This is a genomic window from Sphingomonas pseudosanguinis, from assembly GCF_052056765.1.
GTDB classification, from domain to species: domain Bacteria; phylum Pseudomonadota; class Alphaproteobacteria; order Sphingomonadales; family Sphingomonadaceae; genus Sphingomonas; species Sphingomonas pseudosanguinis.
Map to the genome: position 1 here is coordinate 1,726,471 of NZ_CP189888.1, position 24,701 is coordinate 1,751,171.

General features: G+C 61.7%; 15 protein-coding genes. 12 read left to right on the forward strand and 3 right to left on the reverse strand.

Annotated features, from left to right (window positions below; all coding sequences use genetic code 11):
* Positions 1-27: 27 nt before the first annotated feature.
* Complete coding sequence (locus ACQHGV_RS07865) at positions 28-1,059, reverse strand: zinc-binding alcohol dehydrogenase family protein (protein ID WP_440980069.1); 1,032 nt, start codon at positions 1,057-1,059, stop codon at positions 28-30.
* A gap of 100 nt (positions 1,060-1,159) precedes the next feature.
* Between ACQHGV_RS07865 and ACQHGV_RS07870 the strand changes: the two genes are divergently transcribed.
* The 9 genes from ACQHGV_RS07870 (at position 1,160) to ACQHGV_RS07910 (ending at position 13,365) form a co-directional block, all read left to right on the forward strand.
* The gene (locus ACQHGV_RS07870) at positions 1,160-1,507 is read left to right on the forward strand and encodes a winged helix-turn-helix transcriptional regulator (protein ID WP_042490832.1); all 348 of its coding nucleotides are present in this window, start codon (positions 1,160-1,162) and stop codon (positions 1,505-1,507) included.
* A gap of 156 nt (positions 1,508-1,663) precedes the next feature.
* Positions 1,664-2,746 carry a DNA polymerase IV gene (gene dinB / locus ACQHGV_RS07875; protein WP_440980070.1) on the forward strand — a complete coding sequence of 361 codons (1,083 nt, stop codon included), beginning with the start codon at positions 1,664-1,666 and terminating at the stop codon, positions 2,744-2,746.
* A complete protein-coding gene (locus ACQHGV_RS07880; protein WP_440980071.1) occupies positions 2,746-3,306 on the forward strand; it encodes an alpha-ketoglutarate-dependent dioxygenase AlkB in 561 nt (186 codons plus the stop codon). Before dinB ends, ACQHGV_RS07880 begins: the two co-directional genes overlap by 1 nt.
* 120 nt (positions 3,307-3,426) lie before the next feature.
* The gene (locus ACQHGV_RS07885) at positions 3,427-6,300 is read left to right on the forward strand and encodes a class I SAM-dependent DNA methyltransferase (protein WP_440980072.1); all 2,874 of its coding nucleotides are present in this window, start codon (positions 3,427-3,429) and stop codon (positions 6,298-6,300) included.
* A complete protein-coding gene (locus ACQHGV_RS07890; protein ID WP_440980073.1) occupies positions 6,297-7,352 on the forward strand; it encodes an endonuclease NucS domain-containing protein in 1,056 nt (351 codons plus the stop codon). Before ACQHGV_RS07885 ends, ACQHGV_RS07890 begins: the two co-directional genes overlap by 4 nt.
* Complete coding sequence (locus ACQHGV_RS07895) at positions 7,349-9,436, forward strand: DEAD/DEAH box helicase (RefSeq protein ID WP_440980074.1); 2,088 nt, start codon at positions 7,349-7,351, stop codon at positions 9,434-9,436. Before ACQHGV_RS07890 ends, ACQHGV_RS07895 begins: the two co-directional genes overlap by 4 nt.
* Position 9,437: 1 nt before the next feature.
* Positions 9,438-10,631, forward strand: coding sequence for a GIY-YIG nuclease family protein (locus ACQHGV_RS07900; protein WP_440980075.1), 1,194 nt, complete (start codon positions 9,438-9,440; stop codon positions 10,629-10,631).
* Positions 10,632-11,132: 501 nt separating this feature from the next.
* A complete protein-coding gene (locus ACQHGV_RS07905) occupies positions 11,133-11,858 on the forward strand; it encodes a hypothetical protein (protein ID WP_440980076.1) in 726 nt (241 codons plus the stop codon).
* Between the two features lie 4 nt (positions 11,859-11,862).
* Positions 11,863-13,365, forward strand: a complete 1,503-nt coding sequence (locus ACQHGV_RS07910; RefSeq protein ID WP_440980077.1) for an ATP-binding protein — start codon at positions 11,863-11,865, stop codon at positions 13,363-13,365.
* Between the two features lie 655 nt (positions 13,366-14,020).
* Here ACQHGV_RS07910 and ACQHGV_RS07915 read toward each other — a convergent pair.
* Together ACQHGV_RS07915 and manD are read right to left on the reverse strand one after the other, a co-directional pair.
* Positions 14,021-15,340 carry an MFS transporter gene (locus ACQHGV_RS07915; RefSeq protein WP_440980078.1) on the reverse strand — a complete coding sequence of 440 codons (1,320 nt, stop codon included), beginning with the start codon at positions 15,338-15,340 and terminating at the stop codon, positions 14,021-14,023.
* A gap of 1 nt (position 15,341) precedes the next feature.
* The gene (gene manD / locus ACQHGV_RS07920) at positions 15,342-16,553 is read right to left on the reverse strand and encodes a D-mannonate dehydratase ManD (RefSeq protein WP_440980079.1); all 1,212 of its coding nucleotides are present in this window, start codon (positions 16,551-16,553) and stop codon (positions 15,342-15,344) included.
* A gap of 321 nt (positions 16,554-16,874) precedes the next feature.
* Between manD and ACQHGV_RS07925 the strand changes: the two genes are divergently transcribed.
* The 3 genes from ACQHGV_RS07925 (at position 16,875) to ACQHGV_RS07935 (ending at position 24,685) form a co-directional block, all read left to right on the forward strand.
* Positions 16,875-18,938 carry an alpha-glucuronidase family glycosyl hydrolase gene (locus ACQHGV_RS07925; RefSeq protein ID WP_440980080.1) on the forward strand — a complete coding sequence of 688 codons (2,064 nt, stop codon included), beginning with the start codon at positions 16,875-16,877 and terminating at the stop codon, positions 18,936-18,938.
* A 391-nt stretch (positions 18,939-19,329) separates the two neighbouring features.
* Positions 19,330-22,491 (forward strand): TonB-dependent receptor, encoded by a 3,162-nt coding sequence (locus ACQHGV_RS07930; RefSeq protein ID WP_440980081.1) that lies wholly within the window; start codon positions 19,330-19,332, stop codon positions 22,489-22,491.
* A gap of 364 nt (positions 22,492-22,855) precedes the next feature.
* A complete protein-coding gene (locus ACQHGV_RS07935; protein ID WP_440980082.1) occupies positions 22,856-24,685 on the forward strand; it encodes a calcium-binding protein in 1,830 nt (609 codons plus the stop codon).
* The last annotated feature ends 16 nt before the right edge of the window (positions 24,686-24,701 follow it).

The following is a 24,701-nucleotide window of genomic DNA, read 5'->3' on the forward strand; positions in this document are numbered from 1 at the left end:
CGCATTTCGTAGGAACCCGCGTCGAGATTACGCCTGCGGGCTGTCCCAGCCTTCCAGGACGATCTTGCCCCGCGTGGTGGTGCTCTCGATGCGGCGGTGCGCCTCGATCAGGTTGGCGGCATTGATCGGTGACAGCGTGTCGGTGGCCGTGGTGCGAATGCGCCCTTCGTCCACCAATTCGGCCACCGCGTCCAACAGGCGACCCTGCTCGCCGACGTCCGGTGTGTCGAAGAGCGACCGTGTGAACATCAATTCCCAATGGACCGACACCGCCTTGCGCTTGAAGTCGACGATGTCGAGGCTGGCGGGATCGTCGATCAGCGCGAAGCGCCCCTGCGGCGCGATCAGCTCGGCGATATCGGCCAGATGGCGATCGGTATGGGTGGTCGAGAAGACGAAGGCGGGCGCACCGATCTCCAGCGCGGCGATCTGCGGTGCCATCGGCCGGGAATGATCGATGACATGATGCGCGCCTAGGTCGCGCACCCAGTCCTGCGTCTCGGCGCGCGAGGCGGTGGCGATCACGGTCAGGTCGGTCCGAGCACGCGCGATCTGGATCGCCGCGGAACCGACACCACCCGCGCCGCCGATGATCAGGATGGCACGGGCGCCGCCAGCCGGTTGGTCGTCGACCTTCAACCGGTCGAACAGAGTTTCCCAAGCCGTGATGGCCGTTAGCGGCAGCGCCGCCGCCTCTGCGAAGCCGATGCTGCGGGGGCGATGGCCGACCATCCGCTCGTCAACTAGCTGATATTCGGCATTACTGCCGTCGCGCATCAGGTCGCCCGCATAGAAGACCTCGTCACCCACCTTGAAGCGGGTGGCCTCTGGGCCGACCGCCTCGACCAAGCCCGCCGCATCCCAGCCGAGAATGCGCTCGTCACGTCCGTCGAATGGCGCGGCGCCAGTGCGAACCTTCGCGTCGACGGGGTTCACCGAGATGGCCCGAACCGCGACCAGAATGTCGCGCCCGGTCGGAACGGGTCGTGGCAGTTTGACCTCGACAAGGGCTTCGTCCCGGTCAATCGGGCCGGGCTGGCGATAGGCTATGGCGCGCATGGGTCTTGCTCCTTTTGCTGACACACGCGAGATAGGGACGGTGTCAGCTTATGTCGTAGGCACAAAAAACGCTCATAGTGTCGAAAAGGATACCGCCCTGATGGCGAAAGCCCGTCACTCCCGCCTCGATTGTGCCCCGGGTTGCGCCGTCGAGGCGGCGGTGAGCCTGATCGACGGCAAGTGGAAGGCGGTGATCCTCTACCATCTGCAGGACGGACGCACGCGCTTCAACGAACTGCGCCGCCGCGCTGGTGATGTGACGCCGCGCATGCTGACCAACCAGCTGCGCGAGCTGGAGGCCGATGGCCTGATCGAGCGTGAGGTCTTCGCCCAGGTGCCGCCGCGTGTCGAATACAGCCTGTCCGATCGTGGTCGATCCCTGTCGCCGATCATCGCGGCGCTGAAGGCTTGGGGCGATGCGAATATGGACCTCTTCGCACGGCGGTGATCATCCAGCTGATGCGTCGGCGACGTTCGCGGCATCGCTCGAACGGCGTCGTGCTCGGATCTACGCCAAGAGATGGGCAGGTGGGATAAGCGACGGGTTTCCGACGTTTTTGCACAATATGTTCACATCCTGTTCTGCATGCGTTAAAAGGTGCGCATGGCGGTGCGTAAGATCATTCACGTCGACATGGACGCCTTCTTCGCGTCGGTGGAGCAGCGTGACGATCCGTCGCTGCGCGGCAAGCCGGTTGCGGTCGGTCATGCCGCGGCACGGGGCGTGGTGGCGGCGGCCAGCTACGAGGCGCGCACGTTCGGCGTTCGCTCTGCTTTGCCCTCAGTCACCGCGCTGCGCCGCTGTCCCGACCTGATCTTCGTGCCGCCCCGCTTCGAGGTGTACCGCGACGTCTCGCGCCAGATCCATGAGGTGTTCGCGCGCTACACCGACCTGATCCAGCCCTTGTCGCTCGACGAGGCCTATCTCGACGTCACCGCGAACAAGCGTGGCCTGGAAACCGCATGGCTGACTGCCAAGGCGATTCGCGCCGATATTCTGGTGGAGACCGGCCTGACCGCGTCGGCGGGTATTTCGTACAACAAGTTCCTAGCCAAGCTCGCCTCGGATCATCGCAAGCCGAATGGCCAGTTCGCCGTCACGCCGGACATGGGCGCCGCCTGGGTCGAGACGCTGCCCGTCAGCCGCTTCCACGGCGTCGGACCGGTGACGGCGGAAAAGATGAAGCGGCTGGGGATCGAGACCGGGGCCGATCTGCGCGCCAAGTCGCTGGCGTTCCTGCAGCAGCATTTTGGCAGTTCCGCCGATTGGTATCACGCCATAGCGCGCGGGGAAGACGACCGTCCCGTCAATCCGAACCGCGTGCGCAAGTCGTCGGGGTCGGAAACGACGTTCAACCGCGACCTGACGGAACCCGCCGAGATCGAGGCCGGCGTGCTCAAGATGGCGGATGATGTCTGGGACTGGTGCGAGGGACGGCAAGCCTTCGGCCGCACCGTCACGGTGAAGGTCAAATACGCCGACTTCCATCAGATCACCCGACGCCGCAGCCAGACCGTGGCGGTCACCAGTCGCGAAGGCCTCCACCACGCCGCGCTCGACCTGATCCGGTCGGTTCTGCCGACCCAGAAGGGGATACGTCTGGTCGGCGTAACGGTATCGAACTTCGTCGAGGCTGGGGCAGCGACACCGACCGAATTGCCGATTTTCGCGGAGGCGGCGGCGTGATGCTTGACCTCTTTGACGCGCCGCTCCTGCCGGGGCTCGCCACGCGGGCGAACCTGACTGCCGCGGACGAGGAGCGCATGCTGATCGAGCGGATCGACGCGACCCACCTCGAGCCGTTCCGCTTTCAGGGCTGGACAGGCAAGCGGCTGACAACGTCCTTCGGATGGAGTTACGACTTCGAGGTCGGGCGCCCGAAGGATGCGCCACCGATGCCGGACTGGCTTCTCCCCATTCGCGACAGGGCCGCCAATTTCGCCGGGCTCCCGCCCGAAGCACTGATCCAGGCGCTGCTCATTCGCTACGACCCGGGCGCCGGGATCGGCTGGCATCGCGACCGGCCGATCTACGGCCATGTCCTCGGCATCTCCCTCGGCGAACCGGCGACGATGCGCTTCCGGCGGCGGCGAGCCGGCGGCTTCGACCGCGCGTCGTTGCCGCTCGAACCGCGGGGCGGCTATCACATGAGCGGACCTGCTCGGCATGAATGGGAACACAGCATCGCACCGATGGAACGGCCGCGCTGGTCGATCACCTTTCGGAGTCTAGCGGAGAATCGGTGAGCAGGGACGAGCGCACTCGCGCTATGGGGATCGGTGCATCAATCCGAATTGGCCGCAATGACAGGCGATGACTATCGCACTGACCTATCCTATCGTCCGCCGGATGAATCAGTCCCGCCGATGCGGGCCAGCCTGTTGGATCTGACGAACCGAATGAACGCCGTCGAAATCGAAGAAGCCGTATCCGACCTCGTCCAACAGCCGTTCGACGCCGCCGAATTCCCGTTCCAGTTCATCACCGCGTTCGGCGCCAAGAAGGCAACGGTCGACCGCCTGCGCGCGACGAAGAACGGCACCAACCAGTCGGACGTCGGCGGCGTCCTGCAGCGTAACAACATCCATATCGGCATCGCGTCCGCCGGACAGGTCGGCGCGACGCTCGCCACCTTGCGCGCCAGCCCCAAGACCACCAGCGCCAAGGCCAAGTTCCTCCTCGCCACCGATGGCGAGACGGTCGAGGCCGAGGATCTGGTCGGCGGCGACGTCATCGCCTGTTCCTACGCCGACCTGCCGCGTCACTTCGCGACCTTCCTGCCGCTGGCTGGCATCTCCACGGTCAAGGAGATCAAGAACAATCCCATCGACGTCAAGGCGACGGGGCGGCTCAACAAGCTGTATGTCGAGCTGTTGAAGGACAACCCGGACTGGGCGACCGAGGAGCGGCGGCACGAGCTGAACCAGTTCATGGCGCGGCTGATCTTCTGCTTCTTCGCCGAGGATACCGGCATCTTCCGCGAGAACCAGTTTACCGCCACCATCACCCAGATGAGCCATGCCGGGCACGGCAGCGGCGAGGAGCAATGGGGCAACACGCATGAGGTACTGACCGAACTGTTCCGCGCGATGGACACGCCGGTCACGCATGAAGGCAATCTCGACGACCGCTATCGCCGCGCGGCGGGCATCCGGCCCTATGCCGACGTCTTTCCTTATGTGAACGGCGGCCTGTTCACCGGGGCGACCGAGAGCCCACGCTTCAGCCGCACCGCGCGCGCGTATCTGCTGCGCGCGGGCGAGCTGGACTGGAAAGAGATCAACCCGGACATCTTCGGCTCGATGATCCAGGCGGTGGCCGACGATGGCGAGCGTGGCGAGCTGGGCATGCACTATACCAGCGTACCCAACATCCTGAAGGTGCTGAACCCGCTGTTCCTCGATGGCTTGCGCGAGCAGCTGGAGGCGGCGGGCCACAGCCGTCAGAAACTGCGCAACCTGCGGCGGCGGCTGGCTAATATCCGCGTGTTCGACCCGGCCTGCGGATCGGGCAATTTCTTGGTCATCGCCTATAAGGAGATGCGCGCGATCGAGGCGGTGATCGTCGAACGGCTGGGCGGCGAGGCCAACCTGAAGCTGGACGAGCGGCGCAGCGTCATCCCCTTGAGCAACTTCTACGGCATCGAGATCAAAGGCTTCGCCGCCGAGATCGCCCGCCTCGCGCTGCTGATCGCCGAGTTTCAGGCGGACTGCCTGTATCTAAGCCAGCAGGAAGCCCGCGCGATGGTGCTGCCGCTGCACAAGACGGGGCAGATCACGGTGGGGAATGCATTGCTGCTGGATTGGTTGGAAGTGTGTCCGCCGGTCGGCGCGATATTGGTAGAAGAACAGGATCTGGCTGGACCGACCGGCCGGATGGCGCTGAATGAGAACGGACTGGGCGATCGGATCACAGTGGAGACATACATCTGCGGGAACCCTCCCTACAGCGGCCAGTCCGAAATGAGCGACCGTGAAAAAACTTATCTTCAAGAGGCGTTTGCTGGAAGCTCCGCCGACTGGAAATCGCTCGATTACGTGCTCGGCTGGTTTCATAAAGCAATACAATTGTGCCGACATGACATTGGCGGATGTGCGTTCGTCACAACCAACTCAATTTGCCAAGGACAGCAAGTTCCAGCATTTTGGAAACATGCCCTTGCAAGCGATGTCCGTATAAATTTCGCCAGGACGTCTTTTAAGTGGAAGAATCTGGCTAAAAATAATGCAGGGGTTACGGTTATAGTCGTCGGCTTGTCTTCAAAATTCACAAAGACGGTCATCTACGAAGACGAGGAGAATGGTCCTGGTATCGAAAGGTCCGTTGAAACGATTGGACCATACCTGGTTCCTAACACACTCACTATTGTAGATAAGTCAAGTAGACCTATTAACCTGATGCCTCCAATGGATTATGGCAGCAAGCCTGCCGATGGTGGCGGGCTAATCCTTTCGACGTCGGATTATTTAGCAGCTCCCGTCGCTGCTCGCGACTATATAAAGCCGTATGTGGGAAGCGACGAATACATTGACGGCAAGATGCGCTTCTGCCTCTGGATTGAAGACGACTGCCTCGAGAGCGCGTCTAAAATACCATTCGTAAACGAGCGGCTTAACGTTGTCGCGGCAACGCGCGGGCGAAGCACGAAGCCGAAAACGAGAGAGCAGGCAGGCACACCTCATCGCTTTGCTGAGGTGCGCCATGGAAAATCAAGTAACACCTATCCACTGATCATACCAATCCACTCAAGCGAAAATAGAAGTGCCCTGCCAGTTGGCGCCCTCGCTGAAGGCGCGGTCGTATCGAATGCAGCATTTGGCCTTTACGACGCTCCTCTTTGGACTATGGCATTGATCGCCTCGCGAATTCACCTAGTCTGGATCGCTACAGTCTGCGGAAAATTGGAAACCCGATACCGCTATTCCAACACCCTCGGCTGGAACACCTTCCCCGTCCCCAAGCTCACCGAACAGGACAAGGCCGACCTCACCCGCACCGCCGAGAACATCCTGCTCGCTCGCGAGGCGCATTTTCCGGCGACCATCGCCGACCTCTACGACCCGGAGAATATGCCGGACGACCTGCGCCGTGCGCATGAGGAGAATGACGAGGTGCTGGAGCGCATCTATATCGGCCGCCGATTCCGGAACGACACCGAGCGGCTGGAGAAGCTGTTCGACCTCTACACCAAGATGACGGCGAACCAGCCGAAACCGAAGAAGGGCAAGAAAGCCGCATGACCCGCCTGTTCCGCATCACCGAACAAGGGCTGGTCGAAAGCCGCCGCAAGCCGCTCGATCTGGAAAGCCGAATCGAGGATTGGGTGGCGCGCGACCTCAGCCTTGTCGGCGTCGACGGCTTCGTCATTGGCCGCCAGGTCGCGACCGATCACGGCACGCGCATCGACCTGCTGGCGATGGACGAGGACGGCAACCTCATCATCATCGAACTAAAGCGCGACCGCTCACCCCGCGACATCGTCGGGCAGGTGCTCGACTACGCGTCCTGGGTGCGGCACCTGACGACCAAGGACGTGCACGATCTGGTTCGGGCGGCCATGGGGCGCTCGCTGCCGGACTTGTACCGCGATCGCTATGGCAAGGCGGTGCCAGAAACGCTGAACGCCTCGCACCAGATGATCGTGGTGGCGAGCGAGGTCGATGAGGCGACCAAGCGGATCATCGAGTATCTGTCCGAGGAGCATGACGTCGGCATCAACGCCAGCTTCTTCAATATATTCGGCGACCAGGGCCACGAATGGCTGACCACCGACAGCCTGCTCGACCAGGAAGAAGTGAAGGACCGTGCCGTCAAGAAGGCGCGGGCGCCGTGGTCGGGACTGTATTACGTCACCGGCGGGGCGGAGGAAGACCGACCGTGGGAAGAGCTGCGCCGCTACGGCTTCTTCACCGCCTGTGGTGGCCGCCGCTACAGCAATGCACTGGACCGGCTCGAAATCGGGGCACCTATCTTCTATTACCAGAAGAATAAGGGCTATTTGGGCTACGGGCTGGTGACGACCGCCAAGATGCCGGCGACGGAGTTCAGGCTTGCGTCCGGTGATCTTCTTCCTGACGTGCTGCCCAGCGGATATGTGACCGACTATGCCGATGATCCCGACATGGCGTCCTATGTCGTCGGCGTAGATTGGAAGAGGACATTCGATCGCGACGAAGCCCGATGGTTTTCGGGGATTTTCGCCAACCAGAATGTCGTCTGCAAAATCTATGACCAGCAAACCGCCGATTTTCTGCGCGAGCAATTCGGCGTGACGCATGAGGAAAGTGAATGACCGATCACCGCCCCATTCCGGCCGTGCGCCTCGTCACCGGCCAGACCGGCGCATCCTCTAGCGCCAACGAACTGGGCATGCGGCCGATGCAGGCGCGCGCCTATGCGCATCGCGGCGAGCAATATCTGCTCATCAAGTCGCCGCCCGCCTCGGGCAAGTCCCGCGCGCTGATGTTCATCGCGCTCGACAAGCTGAACAATCAGGGCGTCAAACAGGCGATCATCGTGGTCCCGGAGCGCTCGATCGGTGGCAGCTTCGCCGATGAACCGCTATCGGCGCACGGCTTCTGGGCCGACTGGACGGTGAAGCCGCACTGGAACCTGTGCAACACGCCCGGCGCCGACGACGTGAAGGTCGCCAAGTCGAAGGTGAAGGCGGTCGGCGAGTTCCTGGGTAGTGGCGACACGGTGCTGGTCTGCACCCACGCCACCTTCCGCTTCGCGATCGATGAACTGGGGATCGCGGCGTTCGACGGGCGGCTGATCGCGGTGGACGAGTTCCACCATGTCTCGGCGAACCCGGAGAACCGGCTGGGCGCGCAGCTGGGCCAGCTGATCGCGCGCGACAAGGTGCATCTGGTCGCGATGACCGGCAGCTATTTCCGCGGCGACGCGGTCGCGGTGCTGTCGGCGGAGGACGAGGCGAAGTTCACCACCGTCACCTACACCTATTACGAGCAGCTCAACGGCTATCGCTACCTGAAGACGCTCGATATCGCGTACAGCTTCTACACCGGGCGCTACATCGACAAGATCAACGACTTGCTCGACCCGGCGGTGAAGACGATCGTCCACATCCCTAGCGTCAACAGCCGCGAAAGCACCAAGGACAAGCATCGCGAGGTCGAGGAGATCATGGATCACCTCGGCACGTGGAAGGGCACCGATCCGGTCACCGGCTTCCACCTTATCGAAACGGCGGCGGGCGTGACGATCAAGGTCGCCGATCTGGTCGACGACGACCCCGCCAAGCGCGACCGCGTGGCGGCGGCCTTGAAAAGCCCCGAGGCGCGGAGCAACCGCGACCATGTCGACGTCATCATCGCGCTCGGCATGGCGAAGGAGGGCTTCGACTGGATATGGTGCGAACATGCGCTGACGGTCGGCTATCGTTCCAGCCTGACCGAGATCATTCAGATCATCGGCCGCGCTACCCGCGACGCGCCGGGCAAGACGGTCGCGCGCTTCACCAACCTGATCGCCGAACCGGCCGCTGCCGATGATGTGGTGGCCGAGGCGGTCAACGACACGCTGAAGGCGATCGCGGCCAGCCTGCTGATGGAACAGGTGCTGGCCCCGCGCTTCGAGTTCACGCCGAAGGATGTCGGGCCGAAGGACGGGTTCGACTATGGTCCCGATGGGTATCAGGAGGGCCGCACGAACGTCGGCTTCAACGACGAACGCGGCCAGTTCCACTTCGAGCTAAAGGATCTGGTGCTGCCCAGCTCGACCGAGGGCAAGCGGATCTGCGCGGAGGACATCAATGAGGTCATCACTAGCTTCATCCAGGACAAGCAGGCTATCGAACGCGGCCTGTTCGATCCCGAGGTGGTCCCGGAGGAACTGACCCAGGTCCGCATGGGCAAGATCGTCCGCGACCGCTATCCTGACCTCAGCGAAACCGACCAGGAAGCGATCCGCCAGCACGCCATCGCCGCGCTCAACATCACCCAGCAGGCGGCGAAGATCGTCACCGAGACGGCGACTGACGACGGCACGGGTGAGCTGAAGGCGAATACCTCGTTCGTCGATGGTGTGCGCAAATTCATGAACGTGCGCGAGCTCGACATAGACCTGATCGACCGGATCAACCCATTCGAAGCTGCTTACGCGATCCTCGCCAAGGCGATGAACGAGGGCACGCTGCGCCAAGTGCAGGCGGCGATCTCGGCGCGAAAGACCACGCTGACCGAAGAAGAGGCGCGTGCCTTCGCGATCCGCGCGGTCCAGTGGAAGCGCGAGCGCGGTCGCGCGCCCGAGGCGACATCACAAGACCCGTGGGAGCGCCAGCTGGCGGAGGGCGTCGCCGCCTTCGCCCGCTTCCGCGCCAAGGCCCAGGCCGCAGGAGCCGCGGCCAATGGCTGACATGACCGACGACGATATCCTTGCCGAACTTGGCTTCGACCTCACGCCCAAGAAAGTCCGCGCCCGCACCCCGCGCGAGGAACGGATCATAGCCGGCTTCGAGGATATCGTCCGCTTCCATGACGAACACGGCCGCGTCCCCCAGCATGGCGAGGGCCGCGACATCTTTGAGCGGCTCTACGCGGTGCGCCTCGACCGGCTCCGCGCGCAGGCCGAGTGCCGCGAACTGCTGGCAGATATGGACGTACACGGCCTGTTGGACGGCGCGACGGTGACCGATGCCATCGACGATCTGGACGACAACGCGCTGCTCGCCGAATTGGGAATTGAGTCCGACGCATCGAACGACATCACCCAGCTGCGCAACGTCCGCTCCAATGCCGATCGCCAGGCCGCCGAGGAGGTCGCCAGCGCCAAACGATGCGAAGATTTCGCGACGTTCAGGCCGCTCTTTGACCAGGTCCAGGTCGATCTCGACGTCGGCGTCCGCACCACGCGGCCTTTCGTTCGCGATCTCGGCATGTCGAAGGCCGATATCAAGCAGGGCGAATTCTTCGTCGTCGGCGGCCAACTCGCCTATGTCGCCGAGGTAGGCGAACCGATCGAGGCCCCCAATGGCGAAACCGATGCCCGCCTGCGCGTCGTCTATTCCAACGGCACCGAAAACGACCTGCTTCTCCGCTCGCTCCAACGCGCGCTATATAAGGATGAGGGCGGCCGCCGGATCACCGAACCGACTGCCGGGCCGCTGTTCGACAGCGCCGTGAAGACCGAGATCGAACCCGACCACCTGCCGACCGGCACTCTCTACGTCCTGCGCAGCCGTTCGACGCACCCGACCATTGCTGCGCACCGCGATCTCATCCACAAGATCGGCATCACCGGTGGATCGGTCGAGGCGCGCATCGCTAATGCCTCAAACGACGCCACCTATCTGCTCGATGATGTAGACGTGATCGCTACTTACAAATTGTTCGATATCAATCGACCTCGCTTGGAAGCATTGATCCACCGTGTTCTTGAAACGGTTCGCTTCGACATCGAGATACCGGATCGTTTCGGCAAGTTGGTCCGACCGCGCGAATGGTTTCTCGTGCCACTACCTATCATCGATCAGATTGTTGAGCGGATAATGGACGGGACTCTCGCGAACGTCAGTTATGACCCCAAGACCGCTGCGCTCGTCCCAACATAGAAATAGACCGATCAGCAAGCAATCAATTCTATGTTCGCAACTGGGTTTCCTACAAGCAGTCGTTCCATGGGCTGAAGCGAGTTACCCGCCATCGCAGTGTGACACAATTGAAAGGCATTTTGCGACCACAATGCGCCGTTGGTCGGCTGCGCCTTGGGCGGCAGTTTTTCCCCAAAGCCGACGCCCAGCGCTTACCCGAGCGGTGAACGCGGAGTGCCCGGAAATGGGCCGCTTGCTGATATGCCGCTTCCAACTGCAGGAAGCAAAAAGCTGCTGTTTAAGAGGTGTCACAACCGCTCGGTTGTGACACCATCTGGTAGCTCATTAAGCACGTGACGTATCCGGGCCGCTGTTAGTGACCCAGCCCTTTCCATCGGTCTCAACGCCATTCCTGACGGGCGACGGCCAGCTTAGCCGGATTGTTTGCTCACGCTTTTTCATCTATAGGACCTCCACCTTAAGTTCCAAATGTTAGTTTGAAGACAGCGGCGCGACGATCATATGAGCATTGGCACGTTAGTTTGCGGAGAACCCGATGCTGATTGGTCGGCATTGGACACAATTACGCATTATACTGAACTACTAAATAGATTTTACGAGAAGCTTGCTCAGTATAGGGTTGATTTAACACAGCCTGATGCTTCGATGTTTGCCGCGTTCTGTTCTCGTGTTATTCTAGAAAACTCAAGTGCGATACTCTCCGGTCGGCTTGACCCTTTTCGAATGATGGCCATTCGGAGCTTCCAAGCTCAAGATAATTTTGATCACGGAAAACAGCTTAAGGCCGGATACAAGTGGACTCCAGACGTTGTGCCTGCCGAAGACGTTTCCAACATCTGGAGTAAGGATGTTGAAAGTAGCAAACTAAGTAGAGCGTTGTTTTCACCCTACTGTGACGAGCTATTTTGGCGTCCTGCTTTTGTAAGCGCGTTGGATTACATAGATAGCAATGGCTTAGACCGTTCCGCATTGATGGCGACGATGGAGCCTGATAGATATATAAGCCGGACAAAGGCTGAGTTATCAAGGTTGTATTCTCTTCTCTCAAAGGGAGTTCATTGGGACTATCTCACGCCAGAAGCCATGTTGGATCCTGATACCCTGTTAGTCGCCTTGGATGATTGTCAGTCCTACATTTCCCTTTTGGCTTTTACCTCACATTTTATTCCAACATCATATGGCCGAATAGACAAGGGCCGCGCCTACCAATTGTACAGTGAGATCTAGAGCGATGGTCGATGCCTTCCAAGACGAAAACTTTGATCCAGGTCTGATACTTGCGGCAGAAGAATGGCCGCTGGATGCATTCGATGCACATCACACTTTTTCTAGTTATGACGAAAGCATCATTAGAAAGCTTTCGGCGCACGGCCCCGTGCTAATCCGTGGCGGACGGGGAAGCGGTAAAAGCGCCCTTTTGATAGCTGCTCATAAAAGAATGACGGAGAAGAACGCTATCTTTTCTGTTTATTTGAGCCTCAGATATCTTCCACTTCTCCAATCTGACGGGGAGGAGTATATTAAGCACTTCTGTCAAGTTTTATCAGACAAAGTTCAGTCTGAGCTAAAAATCAGGCAATCTGACGTCGCCTTTGAAAAAGCCGAAAATCTTACAGACCTGCAGCGTGGCTTGGCTAAGCTATCCGCCGCCGTTGGGAAGAGGATAGTTTTGCTTTTTGATGACGCTGCACATATTGGGCGTGAAAAGCCGCTTGAAGTCTTTTTCGACCTTTTTCGAACTCTCTCAAGCAACACTATATCCTGTAAAGCGTCGATTTACCCTGGCGTCACAAAGTTTGGTATTAGATTTGATATATTTAATGATGCAACGGTCATTGATGTTGCGCGGCTAGATATCAGCGAGGTGGAAATTCACTTTGTAGAAGTATTAAGACAAAGATATCCAAGGCTTGCAGATCGAACAACATTTTCCGATCGTCTAACCCTTGAAATGTTTAGTAGCGTCCTAGCTCGCGCTTTGGTTGGAAATATGCGAGCCTACATTCTTGCCTGCAACAAATTTGCCGACAAAGATAAGATTTCAGTTCCAGACCTAAACGCATGCCTTTTAGATATGGCTTCCGATTACTATTGGCCTCTCATGGAGGAAGTTGCTCCTAAGCTAGGTCAATATGAACCGTTTATTGAAACGGCTACAGATATATTCAATAAAATAATAGAAGTGGCATCAAAGAGCAGTTCCGGCCGTCACTCGCCTTCAGAACGCGTGCTCATACATCGGGCAATTGTCACAAAGTATGCAAAGCCATTTGAGATACTAGAATATCTTGGGTTTATTGGCAAACGAGATGCATCTAGGGCGCTAAAATCAGGTGGGAGAGGGCCCGTATATTCCGTTAATCTATGTAGCTTGTTAGAGCAAGTCTCCGGAAAACGTATGACGTTTGATATGATGAACGACTGGCGATCAGCCCGACTTGATGCAACTGAAATCCATGTAAACTCGGATGTGTTTGAAGGAGTAAACCTCCCGAACCTTCCCTCTGTCGATACGCTTGGAATTTTGGAGAAACCACTTTCCTGGATTCAAAAAGGAAATATGTACCCCTTTGGACTCACCCCGGGAAAGCTTAGCCTTCTTGTCGACTCCGGCTACCAAAATGTCGGTGATCTCGTTGCAGCAAGTGACGCCGATCTGATCGCGATTGATGGTATAGGTGATGCAACGATTAAAAAAGCAAGAGATCTTAGCTATCAGGCCGTTTGGATGTAACATTTCGTCCTTTCAAAGTCTTAAGAGAAAAGCCTATTGGAAGGTGGCTGAGGAATCTACATAGCGCCAACTGCACGTCGATTATTGGCCCGTCCGCGACACATTAGTGTCACAACCGGACGGTTTTGACACGGCATGCCAATGCACGGTTCTTCGCGACTTCACTGGTGTCAAAAGCTCGTGTCAGAACGTCGGTTTGCGATCCGCGAGCGTGTGTTTCGATCGCAAATTTGGCGGCGCAGCTGCCAAGCCCGCCAAGAGGCAGGTTTTGGCGAGAGCAGCTGTTAGGCACGGTACGCGGGAACGGCAGAGAAGTCCCAACATCGGCCAAGTCGAGGGGAATACGATGATCGAGATCTACCGCTCGCCTGCTCGGGCATCACGCCTCGAACAATGCGTCGGGACATGTCGCACAGCTATGGCTGACCCGCGATCTGCGAAGATCGTCAAGCACGACTATGGCTTGAGGTATCGCCAAGTCGACAAGCCCGTTTGATGGCCTTGCCACGCTGTACCCCTTCTTGTACCCATTACTGTGCAACTCGCCGACAGACGGGTTGTGCAGCGACGCAAAATCAATGGCTTAGCGCGCGGAAAAAATAGGTCAGGAATCCTGTCTCCCCGACCATCCGCACATCATCATCCGCCCACCTGGTCAGCCGACACCGATCCGTACGTCGCGATAGCGCGGGTTGAGGATGTGGAAGACCAGCAGTGCGACTAGATAGGCCATGCCGCAGGCGATGAAGAAGGGCTGGTAGCTGCCAACCCGATCGAGCAGCACGCCCAGCGCCTTGGAGGCGATGAACCCGCCCGTCGCGCCCGCGAAGCCGCCCAGACCGATCAGCGTCCCCTGCGCATAGCGGGGGAACTGATCGCCCGGCAAAGCGAAGAGGTTGGTTGAAAAGCCCTGATGCGCGGCGCAGGCCAGGCCGATCATCGCGACCGCGATCCAGATGCTGCTCGCCTGCGCGGCGAACATCACCGGCAGGGCGAACAGCGCGCAGGCGAACATCGCGCGCTTGCGGGCGCGGCCCGTCTCGACGCCGGACTTCAACAGCCGTGACGAGTACCAGCCGCCCAGGATCGCGCCGACATCGGCCATGATATAGATGGCGACCAGCGGCGGGCCGAAGCTCTTCAAGTCATAGCCATAACGGCTATGGAAGAAATCCGGCAGCCAGAACAGGAAGGTCCACCATACCGGATCGATCAGGAACCGCCCGGTCATATAGGACCAGGTTTCCCGGTGACGCAGCACGGTACGGAAGCCCGCGCGTCCCGTCGTTTCGACCGGCTCCGCCTCGATCCAAGCGCGTTCCTCGGGCGTGATGCGCGGATGCGCGTGCGGCGGGTGATAGAGCCGCCACCACGCGCCCAGCCAGACCAGGTTGAACAACCCGGTGATGATGAACGCCCAGCGCCAGTCGAGGACTAGGTCGGCGACGATGAAGCCGATCAGGAGCGGCGTGACCACCGCGCCGACATTGGCACCGGCGTTGAAGATGCCGATGGCGAGCGCGCGCTCTTTCTTCGGAAACCATTGCGACGCGGCGGCAAGTGCGGAGGGGTAGGTCCCCGCCTCACCAAAGGCCAGCGGGATGCGCGCGATCACGAAGCCGGTGGTCGAGGTGACCAGCGTCTGGGCAAAATGCCCGACGGTCCAGCTGCCCATCGCGAGCAGATAGCCGGCACGCGGCCCGATCCGGTCGATCAGCCACCCGAACAGCAGGAAACCGATCCCGTAGGCGACCTGGAAATAGCCGGTGATGTCGCCATAGCCGCTATTGGTCCAGCCGTAGAGCGTGGTCAGCTGCGGCTTGAGCACGCCCAGCACCAGCCGGTCGATATAGCTGAGCACGACCGCCGCAAAGAGCAGGCCGCAGATCACCCATCGCACCCGCCCGCGCGGCGCGGGTACGGCCTGGACGGCGGTATCGGGGCCGGTGGCGGCGGCCTGTTGCAAATCGCTCATCTCACCAGCTCCACAGAGTGCCGTCCTCCAGACGGTTCACCGGCAGATAGGCGCGCTTATAGGGGTGGGCCGCCGCGCGTTCCTCATCGATCGACACGCCCAGACCGGGAGCGTCGCCGGGGTGCATCATCCCGTCCTCGAAACGGTAATGATGCGGGAAGACGGCGTCGGTCTCCTCGGTATGCGGCATATGCTCCTGAATGCCGAAATTGGGGACCGACAGCCCGAAATGCAGCGCCGCCGCCATCGTCACCGGCGACAGGTCGGTCGCGCCGTGGCAGCCCGTGCGCACCTGATACAGGTCGGCGAGCGCGGCGATCCGCCGCAAATGAGTCAGGCCACCGGCATGGACGACGGTCGCGCGGATATAGTCGATCAGCTGGTTCTCGATCAGATGCTTGGCATCCCAGATGGAGTTGAAGACCTCGCCCACCGCGATCGGCGTCGTGCTGTGCTGGCGGATCAGTCGGAAGCTGTCCTGATTTTCCGCCGGCGTCGCATCCTCGATCCAGAAGGGGCGATAGGGCTCCAGATCCTTGGCCAGCCGTGCCGCTTCGATCGGGGTCAGGCGGTGGTGGACGTCGTGGAGCAGGTGGACGTCCCAGCCCAGCGCCTCGCGCGCCGCCGCGAACAGTTCGGGGACGACGCGCAGATATTTCTCGGTCGACCAGACGCTCTCGCTGGGCAGGTCGGCATCGGCGGGTTCGTAACGCTGGCCCGCCTTGGCCACGCCATAGGTGGAGGCCAGCCCCGGCACCCCGCATTGCAGGCGGATGGCGCGATAGCCTTCGTCGCGGTGACGGATTGCGGTCTCGATCGTGTCCTCGATGGTCGAGCCATTGGCATGGCAATAGACCAGGCACCCCTCGCGCGACGCGCCGCCGAGCAGTTGATAGACGGGCAGTCCGGCGATCTTGCCCTTGATATCCCATAGCGCCATGTCGACCGCCGCGATCGCGGTCATCGTCACGGGCCCGCGCCGCCAATAGGCGCCCTTGTAGAGATACTGCCAGATGTCCTCGATCCGGTGCGCATCGCGGCCAATCAGGCACGGAATGACGTGGTCCTGCAAATAGCTGGCGACCGCCAGTTCGCGGCCGTTGAGCGTCGCATCGCCCAGGCCGGTGGTGCCGTCGTCGCATTCGATCTTCAGCGTGACGAAGTTGCGCCCCGGCGATGTGACGATCAGGCGGGCGGCGATGATCTTGGGCATGGCAGGACGTCCTTCAGGGGATGACGGGGGTGGCGGACGTCGTGACGCCACACGCGACACGGATGTCGGATGGGATCAGCGACGATAGCGCTCTCGGAAATTTCGACGATGGCGCAGCGGTGGTGGCGACTGGCCACGGCTTCACGCGGCCACGCGTTTCGGCTTGCACGGCGATTCCGCCCTCTCCTGTTCCGACAGCGGCGTTCAACCGGCTTGCCAATTGGTCTGACAGCGCTACCATTATGCGCCTAAGTCGGCCTGTCAATCGCCGGCCCGTTGGGAGAGTGCGGAATGAAGGCGTGGCGATCATTGGCCAGCACCATGGCTATATCATTGTCTTTTACGGCAATTCCCGCCTCTGCCGACGATGGATATGGTCTATGGCTCAAATCGACGGAACAATCGGTCAGGCAGATTGACGTCTCCCGGTCAGAAGACTCCCCTACCCTGATCGTGGCACAGGCTGAGCTGCAACGTTCACTACCGGCCGGTCTGCCGCCGATATTGCTGGCCACCGCCGGGAACCCGTCCATTACCGCGTTGCGCCTGCCGTTCGAGGGGCTGGGGCCCGAAGGGTATCTGGTTCGAACGGCGACTCTGAATGGTCAGCGCACGCTGCTGATCGCGGGCAATGGCGACAAGGGCGTGCTGTACGGGGCCTTCGCCCTGATCCGCCATTTGGCCACCACGCCGCTCGCCGACACCCTCTCGCTGCGCTCGGCGCCCAGGGTTAAGCTGCGTGTGCTGAACCATTGGGATAATCTCGATGGCTCGATCGAGCGTGGCTATGCCGGCCAATCGCTGTGGGACTGGTGGACGCTCCCGGATTTTCGCGATCCGCGCTATACCGATTATGCGCGCGCCAATGCCTCGATCGGAATCAACGGCACCGTCCTCAACAACGTCAATGCCAAGGCCGACAGCCTGAACGCGCCCTATATCGCCAAGGCGGCGGCACTGGCGGACGTGTTCCGTCCCTGGGGCATCAAGGTCTATCTCTCGGTCCGCTTCTCCGCACCGATCGAGCTGGGCGGACTGAAGACCGCCGATCCGCGCGATCCGGCGGTGGCCGCCTGGTGGAAGGCGAAGGCGGACGAAATTTACCGCGCCATCCCCGATTTCGGTGGCTTTCTGGTCAAGGCGAACAGCGAGGGCCAGCCCGGCCCCCGCGACTATGGCGCCAGCCATGCCGATGGCGCCAACATGCTGGCCGCCGCGGTCAAGCCCCATGGCGGCATCGTGATGTGGCGCGCCTTTGTCTATGCCGAGACGGACCCCGAGGATCGCGCAAAGCAGGCCTATACCGAGTTCAAGCCGCTCGACGGCAAATTCGCCGACAATGTGCTGGTGCAGGTGAAGAACGGCGCGATCGACTTCCAGCCGCGCGAGCCCTTCCACCCGCTGTTCGGTGCGATGCCGCGCACCCCGCTGATGATCGAGTTCCAGATCACCAAGGAGTATCTCGGCTTCGCGACCCACCTCGCCTATCTCGGTCCACTTTTCACCGAGGTGCTGGACGCCAAGACGGGACAGAAGCGGGGCGAGACCGTTGCCGATGTCGTCGATGGCCAAGCCGAGGGGCATAAACTGTCGGGCATGGCGGGCGTCGCCAATATCGGGCGTGACCGCGACTGGAGCGGATCGACCTTCAATCAAGCCAATTGGTACGCCTTTGGCCGGCTGGCCTGGGACCCCGACCTGTCAGCCGAGGCGATTGCGCGGGCCTGGGCGGCGGAGACGTTCGGCAATGACCGCCAGGTCGTCCATACGGTCACCGCGATGATGATGGGCTCGCGCGAGGCGGTGGTGGACTATACCGGCGCGCTGGGCCTCGCGCATCTGATGGCGACCGGGCATCATTATGGACCCGGTCCCTGGGTCGCCGATCTGGCCCGGCCCGAATGGAATCCCGTCTATTACCACCGCGCCGATGCCGCCGGGATCGGCTTCGACAGGACCGCGGGCGGCAGCAACGCGGTCGGTCAATATGCCGGCCCGGTCGCCCGGGCCTTCGCCAAGCCGGAGACGACGCCCGAGTCGATGCTGCTATGGTTCCACCACCTGCCCTGGGACCGTCGCATGACGGATGGGCGGACGCTGTGGGAGGATCTGGTCGGCCATTATGATCGCGGCGTCGCCTATGTCGGGCAGATGCGCCAGCAATGGGACAGTCTGAAGGGCAAGCTGGATGCCGAAATCTGGCAGAAGACCGCGACCTATCTGGCGATCCAGGAACGTGAAGCGCGATGGTGGCGCGATGCCAGCCTGGCCTATTGGATGTCGGTGAACCACCGGCCGCTCGCCGCTGGCGTTCGGCCGCCCGAGCATGATCTGGCGTGGTACAAGGCCCAGCATTTCCCTTATGCGCCGGGGCAGGCGCACTGACCAATGGTGCGCGCGAGTCGAAGCTGAAAAGAGGCCGCTAACACGCCCCCTCCGCTTACGGATCGATTGCAATTTTCTCTGTCACCTTGGGATCGATGCCCGGTATTTCAGACACATGCCGCCCCGCCGGCCGGCCGATACAGTTTTTCATGTTGGCCTAACCAATTTTTATTGACCGCCTGACCAATAAGCGTAACGATACCGCTATCAACGACCCGCGTCAGGCGGTCATGGTAAGGGGGGTAGCGGAATGGCTTCGACAGTCGCGTCGTGCGTGCATGGTCCCTGCCCCACTTGGCCCTGATCCGACCCGGCCACCCGATTTTACCGTCATAAAGAATATTCCCGCATGTCGCGACGAACGGCAGCGGACCGACAGAGAGGACCTGAGATGAAGCCCCTGCCCCCTGCGCGCCTGCCCCATGTGCGCCTCCGCCGTATCGCTCTGCTCTGTGCCACGGCCGCCGGGGCGATGAGCGCCTCAACCGTCATGGCGCAGGCGGTGCCGCCGCCGCAGGAACAGGTCCCCGCCGATGGTCAGGACAATGGCCCCGCGACGCCCCCCGCCCCGCAGGTCGACGCGACCCAGGGCACGTCGAGCGAGGACATCGTCGTCACCGGCTATCGCTCGAGCCTCGCCAAGTCGACCAACGCCAAGCGCGCGTCGACCGGCTTCACCGACTCGATCTTCGCCGAGGACATCGGCAAGTTCCCCGACACCAACATCGCGGAGTCGTTCAACCGTATTCCGGGCGTCACCATCACCCGCGACGTGACCGGCGAAGGCACCAATGTCGCCATTCGCGGCCTCGGGTCGAACTTCACCAACGTCACGCTGAATGGCGCGCCGATCGCGGTCGCCTCGTCGGGTGCGACCGACGCGCAGGGCACCGACCGCTCGGTCGACCTCAGCTTCTTCCCGACCGACTTGTTCACCAAGCTGACCGTCAACAAGAGCTATACCGCAGACCTGTTGGAGGGCGGTGCGGCCGGCAATATCGATCTGCGTTCGGCGCGGCCCTTCGATCGCACCGGACCGTTCCTCGCCTACAACATCCAGGGGTCCAGGCAGACGCCCGAAGACCGGATCGGCGCACGCGGCTCGCTGATCGGCAGCTGGCGCAATGATACGGTCGGCATCCTCGCCGGCGTGTCGGCGCAGCGCCTGTTCACCGATACGCGCGGTTTCGAGACGATCGGCTATACCAATCCGGCGCTGACCGCGGCGCAATGCGGCGCGACCAGCGGCTGCAACAGCACCGGCGGCGGCAACTGGACGATTCCGTCGACGGTGCCGGTCGGCGCGGGCGGCGGGCTGGTTCCGGGCACGGTGATCGACCGCAACTTCCTGCTCGCCAACAATCCGGGCGCGACCATCCAGCAGATCGACAACGGCCTGCTGCCACGCCTGGGCCGCGTCACCAGCATTCGTGGCCCCCGCGACCGCGTGAACGCGATCGTTAGCGCCGAGTATCGTCCGACCGACACGCTGCATTTCTATGTCGATGGCCTGTACGGCTATAAGCAGAACGAGCTGACGCGTGAGAACATGGCGTGGATCGTCCGCAACGGCGCGATCATCCCGACCAATCTGACCTTCGACAAGTCGGATTGCAGCGCGGGCTGCACGGTCACCGGCGGCACCTTCGCCAACGCGCAGTTCTTCAACGAATTCCGCCCCTATACCGAGACGACGCACCTCTGGAGCGTCAATCCCGGCGGCGAGTGGGAGATCAACGACAAGCTGAAGTTCAACTTCCAGGGCAATTACGCCCGGTCGACCTTCCACCGCGAAAGCCCGACCGTCGGCATGACCACGCCGCTGGGCGTCGGCAATACCGTCACCTTCTCGACCAATGGCGGCATCCCGACGATCAAGAGCGCCCTTGACCTGAACGATCCGAAGAATTTCGGCTGGTATGCCGGCAGCCGCGTCAACCTGCAGGACGAGCGTCGCCTGAACATCAACAAGGGGCTGCGCGGCGACCTGACCTGGGGCGACACCGCGCTGAACCTGAAGGTCGGCGGCGCCTATGACGACACATCGCGCCGTATTCGCGGCTTCGACAACAGCCAGTATTGGCAGAATGCGGTCTGCGGCAACAATCCCAACGTCGCCGTCCCCTCACCCAACTCGCAGCCGCCCTGCGAAGGCCGGAACGCGCCGGGCGCGGCGCCTGCGGGCTATCCGACCTATCCAGGCTATGGCACCGGCTTCTCGTCGGGCATGAGCGGCCCGGTCAGCTATGGCGGCTCGCTGATCCCCAACAGTGCGGCCCCGAGCTATTTGTCGCCGGGGCCGGCCGGCTTCGTGACGGTCAACTGGCCCGCCTTTGCCAAGGCCAGCAACTACCAGTTCTTCCACGACAACGCGCCCGAGAATGGCGGCGCGAACACCGGTGCCAGCGCGGGCTTCATCCGCGAGGTCGTGAAGTCGGCCTTCGCGACGGTCAACGGCGCGCAGGAGCTGGGCGGCAACACGCTGCGCTTCAATGTTGGCCTGCGTTACGTCAACACGATCCAGACCATTTCGGGCCGCGTCTCGCTTCCCGATCCGCGCAACACGACCGCCAGCGGCGGAACGCTGCCGGATGGCAGCCGCTATCCGAGCATCATCAACATCGCCGAGACGCGCAACGTCTATTCGGAATGGCTGCCCGCCGCGACCTTCGCCTATGACATCGGCGAACATGCGGTGGTGCGTGTCGCGGGTTCGCGCACCATGACCCGGCCCGATCCTTCCGCGCAGCTGCCGGGCATCAACTTCGGCGCGCCATCGGCCGACCAGGCCTCGATCGGCAATCCGGCGCTCGCGCCCTATCTGTCGACCAACCTCGACCTCGGTTTCGAATATTATACCGGGCGCGAGGGCGTGATCAGCTTCAACGCGTTCCGCAAGTCGCTGGAAGGGTTCACCACCACCGCGATCTCGACGGTGCCCTTCTCCAACCTGGCGCAATATGGCATCACCTATGACACGCTGAACCCGACGCAGCAGATCGCGATCAACGCACGCGGCGGGCCGGGCTCGGCGCAGGTGCAGGTGACGTCGCAGGTCAACGTGCCCAACAAGCTGACCATCAACGGCCTGGAATTCCAGTGGGTTCAGCCGCTCGACTTCCTGACCCGGTCGCTCGGCATCACCGGCTTCGGTTTCAACGCCAACGCCACGATCGTCGACCAGCGCAGCGACGGCCCCGCCATCGCGTTCGGCGTGGCGCCGTTCACCTACAACATCACCGCCTATTACGAGAAGAACGGCGTGATGCTGCGTGTCGCCACCACCTCGCGTCAGGGCGCGCAGAACAGCGGCGCGGCGCAGAACGGCATCCCCGCAGCCGCGCTGTTCGGCACCGACTATACCACCTACGACTTCTCGTCGGCCTTCGACCTCGACAAGATCTTCGGGATCGCGGGCGCGCCGCAGCTAACCATCAACGTCGCGAACTTCACCAATTCGACGCTGCGCTCCTACTTCCAGTTCGAGAATGCGACCTTCACCCAGTACAAGCCGGGTCGCCAGTTCCTGATCGGTCTGCGCGGCACCTTCTAAGCCCGGTTCTCTCCGTTCCCCCCTCCGGCCCCGGCGCAAGCTGGGGCCTTTTTTTATGCCGGCGACAGGATGCGCGCCCCCCCCCGGCATTTCTCCATGCCCATCAAGACTTTATCCGATGTTCGACACTATCTCGGAAAACGCAATGTAATGACGCGACAATCCCATGGATAGCGCTCACCATGATAAGTAAAATTGCTCTGTTGGCATAGCGCCAAAGCTATCGCCGGATGCGCTCACATCCGCATATTTGCCACCTTCGAACGATGATGATAGTTTTTTCAAAACTATACTGATTCTCCAGGGAGAGATCGCGATGGGCATGTTCGATTATCGTCGATATTCCGTTACGGAATCCGCGGAATTGGCCAACACCACGTTGCAGCTGGCGACCTATGGGCAGCTCGACCGGATTTTCGGTTTGCCGGTCGCGCGGCTGGCGAATGCGTTCGGTGACATCCTGCCGCCCGGCGCCACCGCCAATCGCATCCACGTCGCCTTGCCCGCCGGCTGGTCCGATGTCGGGCCGGCGGCACTGGGGCTGGGTCCGGAATCGGTCGACAGCGACGGCTATTATATCATCCCCAGCCCGCTGACCGGGCGGACCTATTCGGGCCCGCAGGCCAAGATCTATGAGGAGCGCGATGCCGGGGGCCATGTCACCCGACTGTCGGTGACCTTCGCCGGCACCAACTCGCCCGCCGACTTGCCCGATTACACCCAGCTCAACAGCGGTGAGATCGCACCCGCGATGGACCAGCTGCTCTCGGCGGTCCGCGACTATGCGCTCCGCCACGGCCTGGGTGCCGACGACGTCATCGTCACCGGTTATTCGCTGGGGGCGGCCTATACCAACATCATGGCCAAATATGCCGACACGCTGGCCGGCGGTTTCTTCGCCGACAGCAGCTATGTCGCGCATGCGGTCCCCTATACCTATGAAGGCGACGACCGGGTTCTGAACATCGGTTTCGAGAACGACGTGGTCCACCGGGCGGCCGGCAATTTCGACTCGCTCGGTGAGGCCGTGGCCGCCGCGCCCGGCCTGATCGGACAGGACTATGCGCTGGGGTCGTCGACCGACAACCTCATCCTGTTCGGCGACGACTATGCCAACCCCGCCTGGCCCTATGGCCCCTTCGCGCTCTACAACATCCCCGGAGGCTGGGCCGCGCATGTTGCCGGCGTGAGTTCGGACGCGGTGACGCGGATCACCCAGTCGGCCTTTTACGAGCTGACCTCGCGCGACAGCCTGGTGATCGTCTCCAACCTCAGCGGAGCGACCCGCGATGCCGTGTGGGTCGAGGACCTCGACCGCCCGTCCGACCGGCACGGCCATGTCGGCGACTCGGCCTTTCTGATCGGATCGCAATATGGCGACCGGCTGCGCGGCAATGTCGGCAACGACTATATCGACGGCATGGCGGGCGACGACGTGATCCGCCCCGGCACGGGCCAGAACCGCATCGAGGGCGGATTGGGCAGCGATACGCTGGAGCTGTCCGGGTCGATGCGCGACTGGAGCGTGACGCGCCTGACCGACGGGACCATCGCCTTCTTCTCGCAGAGCTTCGGATTGAACATCGTCTCGGGCGTCGAGAAGGTGACCTTCCTCGGCACCGGCCTATGGGGCGGCCGTCACTATACGATCGAGGCCGATCGGCTGGAGGATCAGACCTTCAGCGGTCTGTTCGAGCGCTTCGACCAGGACATCGCCTATACCGGCGCCAAGCAGGGCACGGCCGGTGCGGATACGCTCAGCGGGTCGCGGGTGTTCGGCCTGGGCGGCAACGACACGCTGACCGGCACGAACGGAAGTGATCTTCTCTATGGGGGCAGCGGTGACGACCGGCTCGACGGGCGCGGCGGCAATGACCGGATCTATGGCGGCGAAGGCGACGACCGGCTGACCGGTGGCGGCGGTCGCGACCTCCTCAATGGCGGGCTGGGTGACGATCTGTTCGTCGTCGACGCCAGCCTGCCCGGCCATGTCACCATCGAGGATTTCCGCCTGAGCGACGTCGAGCGTGATACGATCCGGATCACCAATAGCGGCATTCGCTCCATGGGGGAGCTACGCGCCCATGGCGAGCAGACCGCCGATGGCCTGTTGCTGCATCTGGGCGCGACCGATCTGCTGATCGAACATGCGACCTGGGATAGCCTGCCGGCCGATGGGCTGTTCTTCGGCTGATGCGGGCGATGGGGAT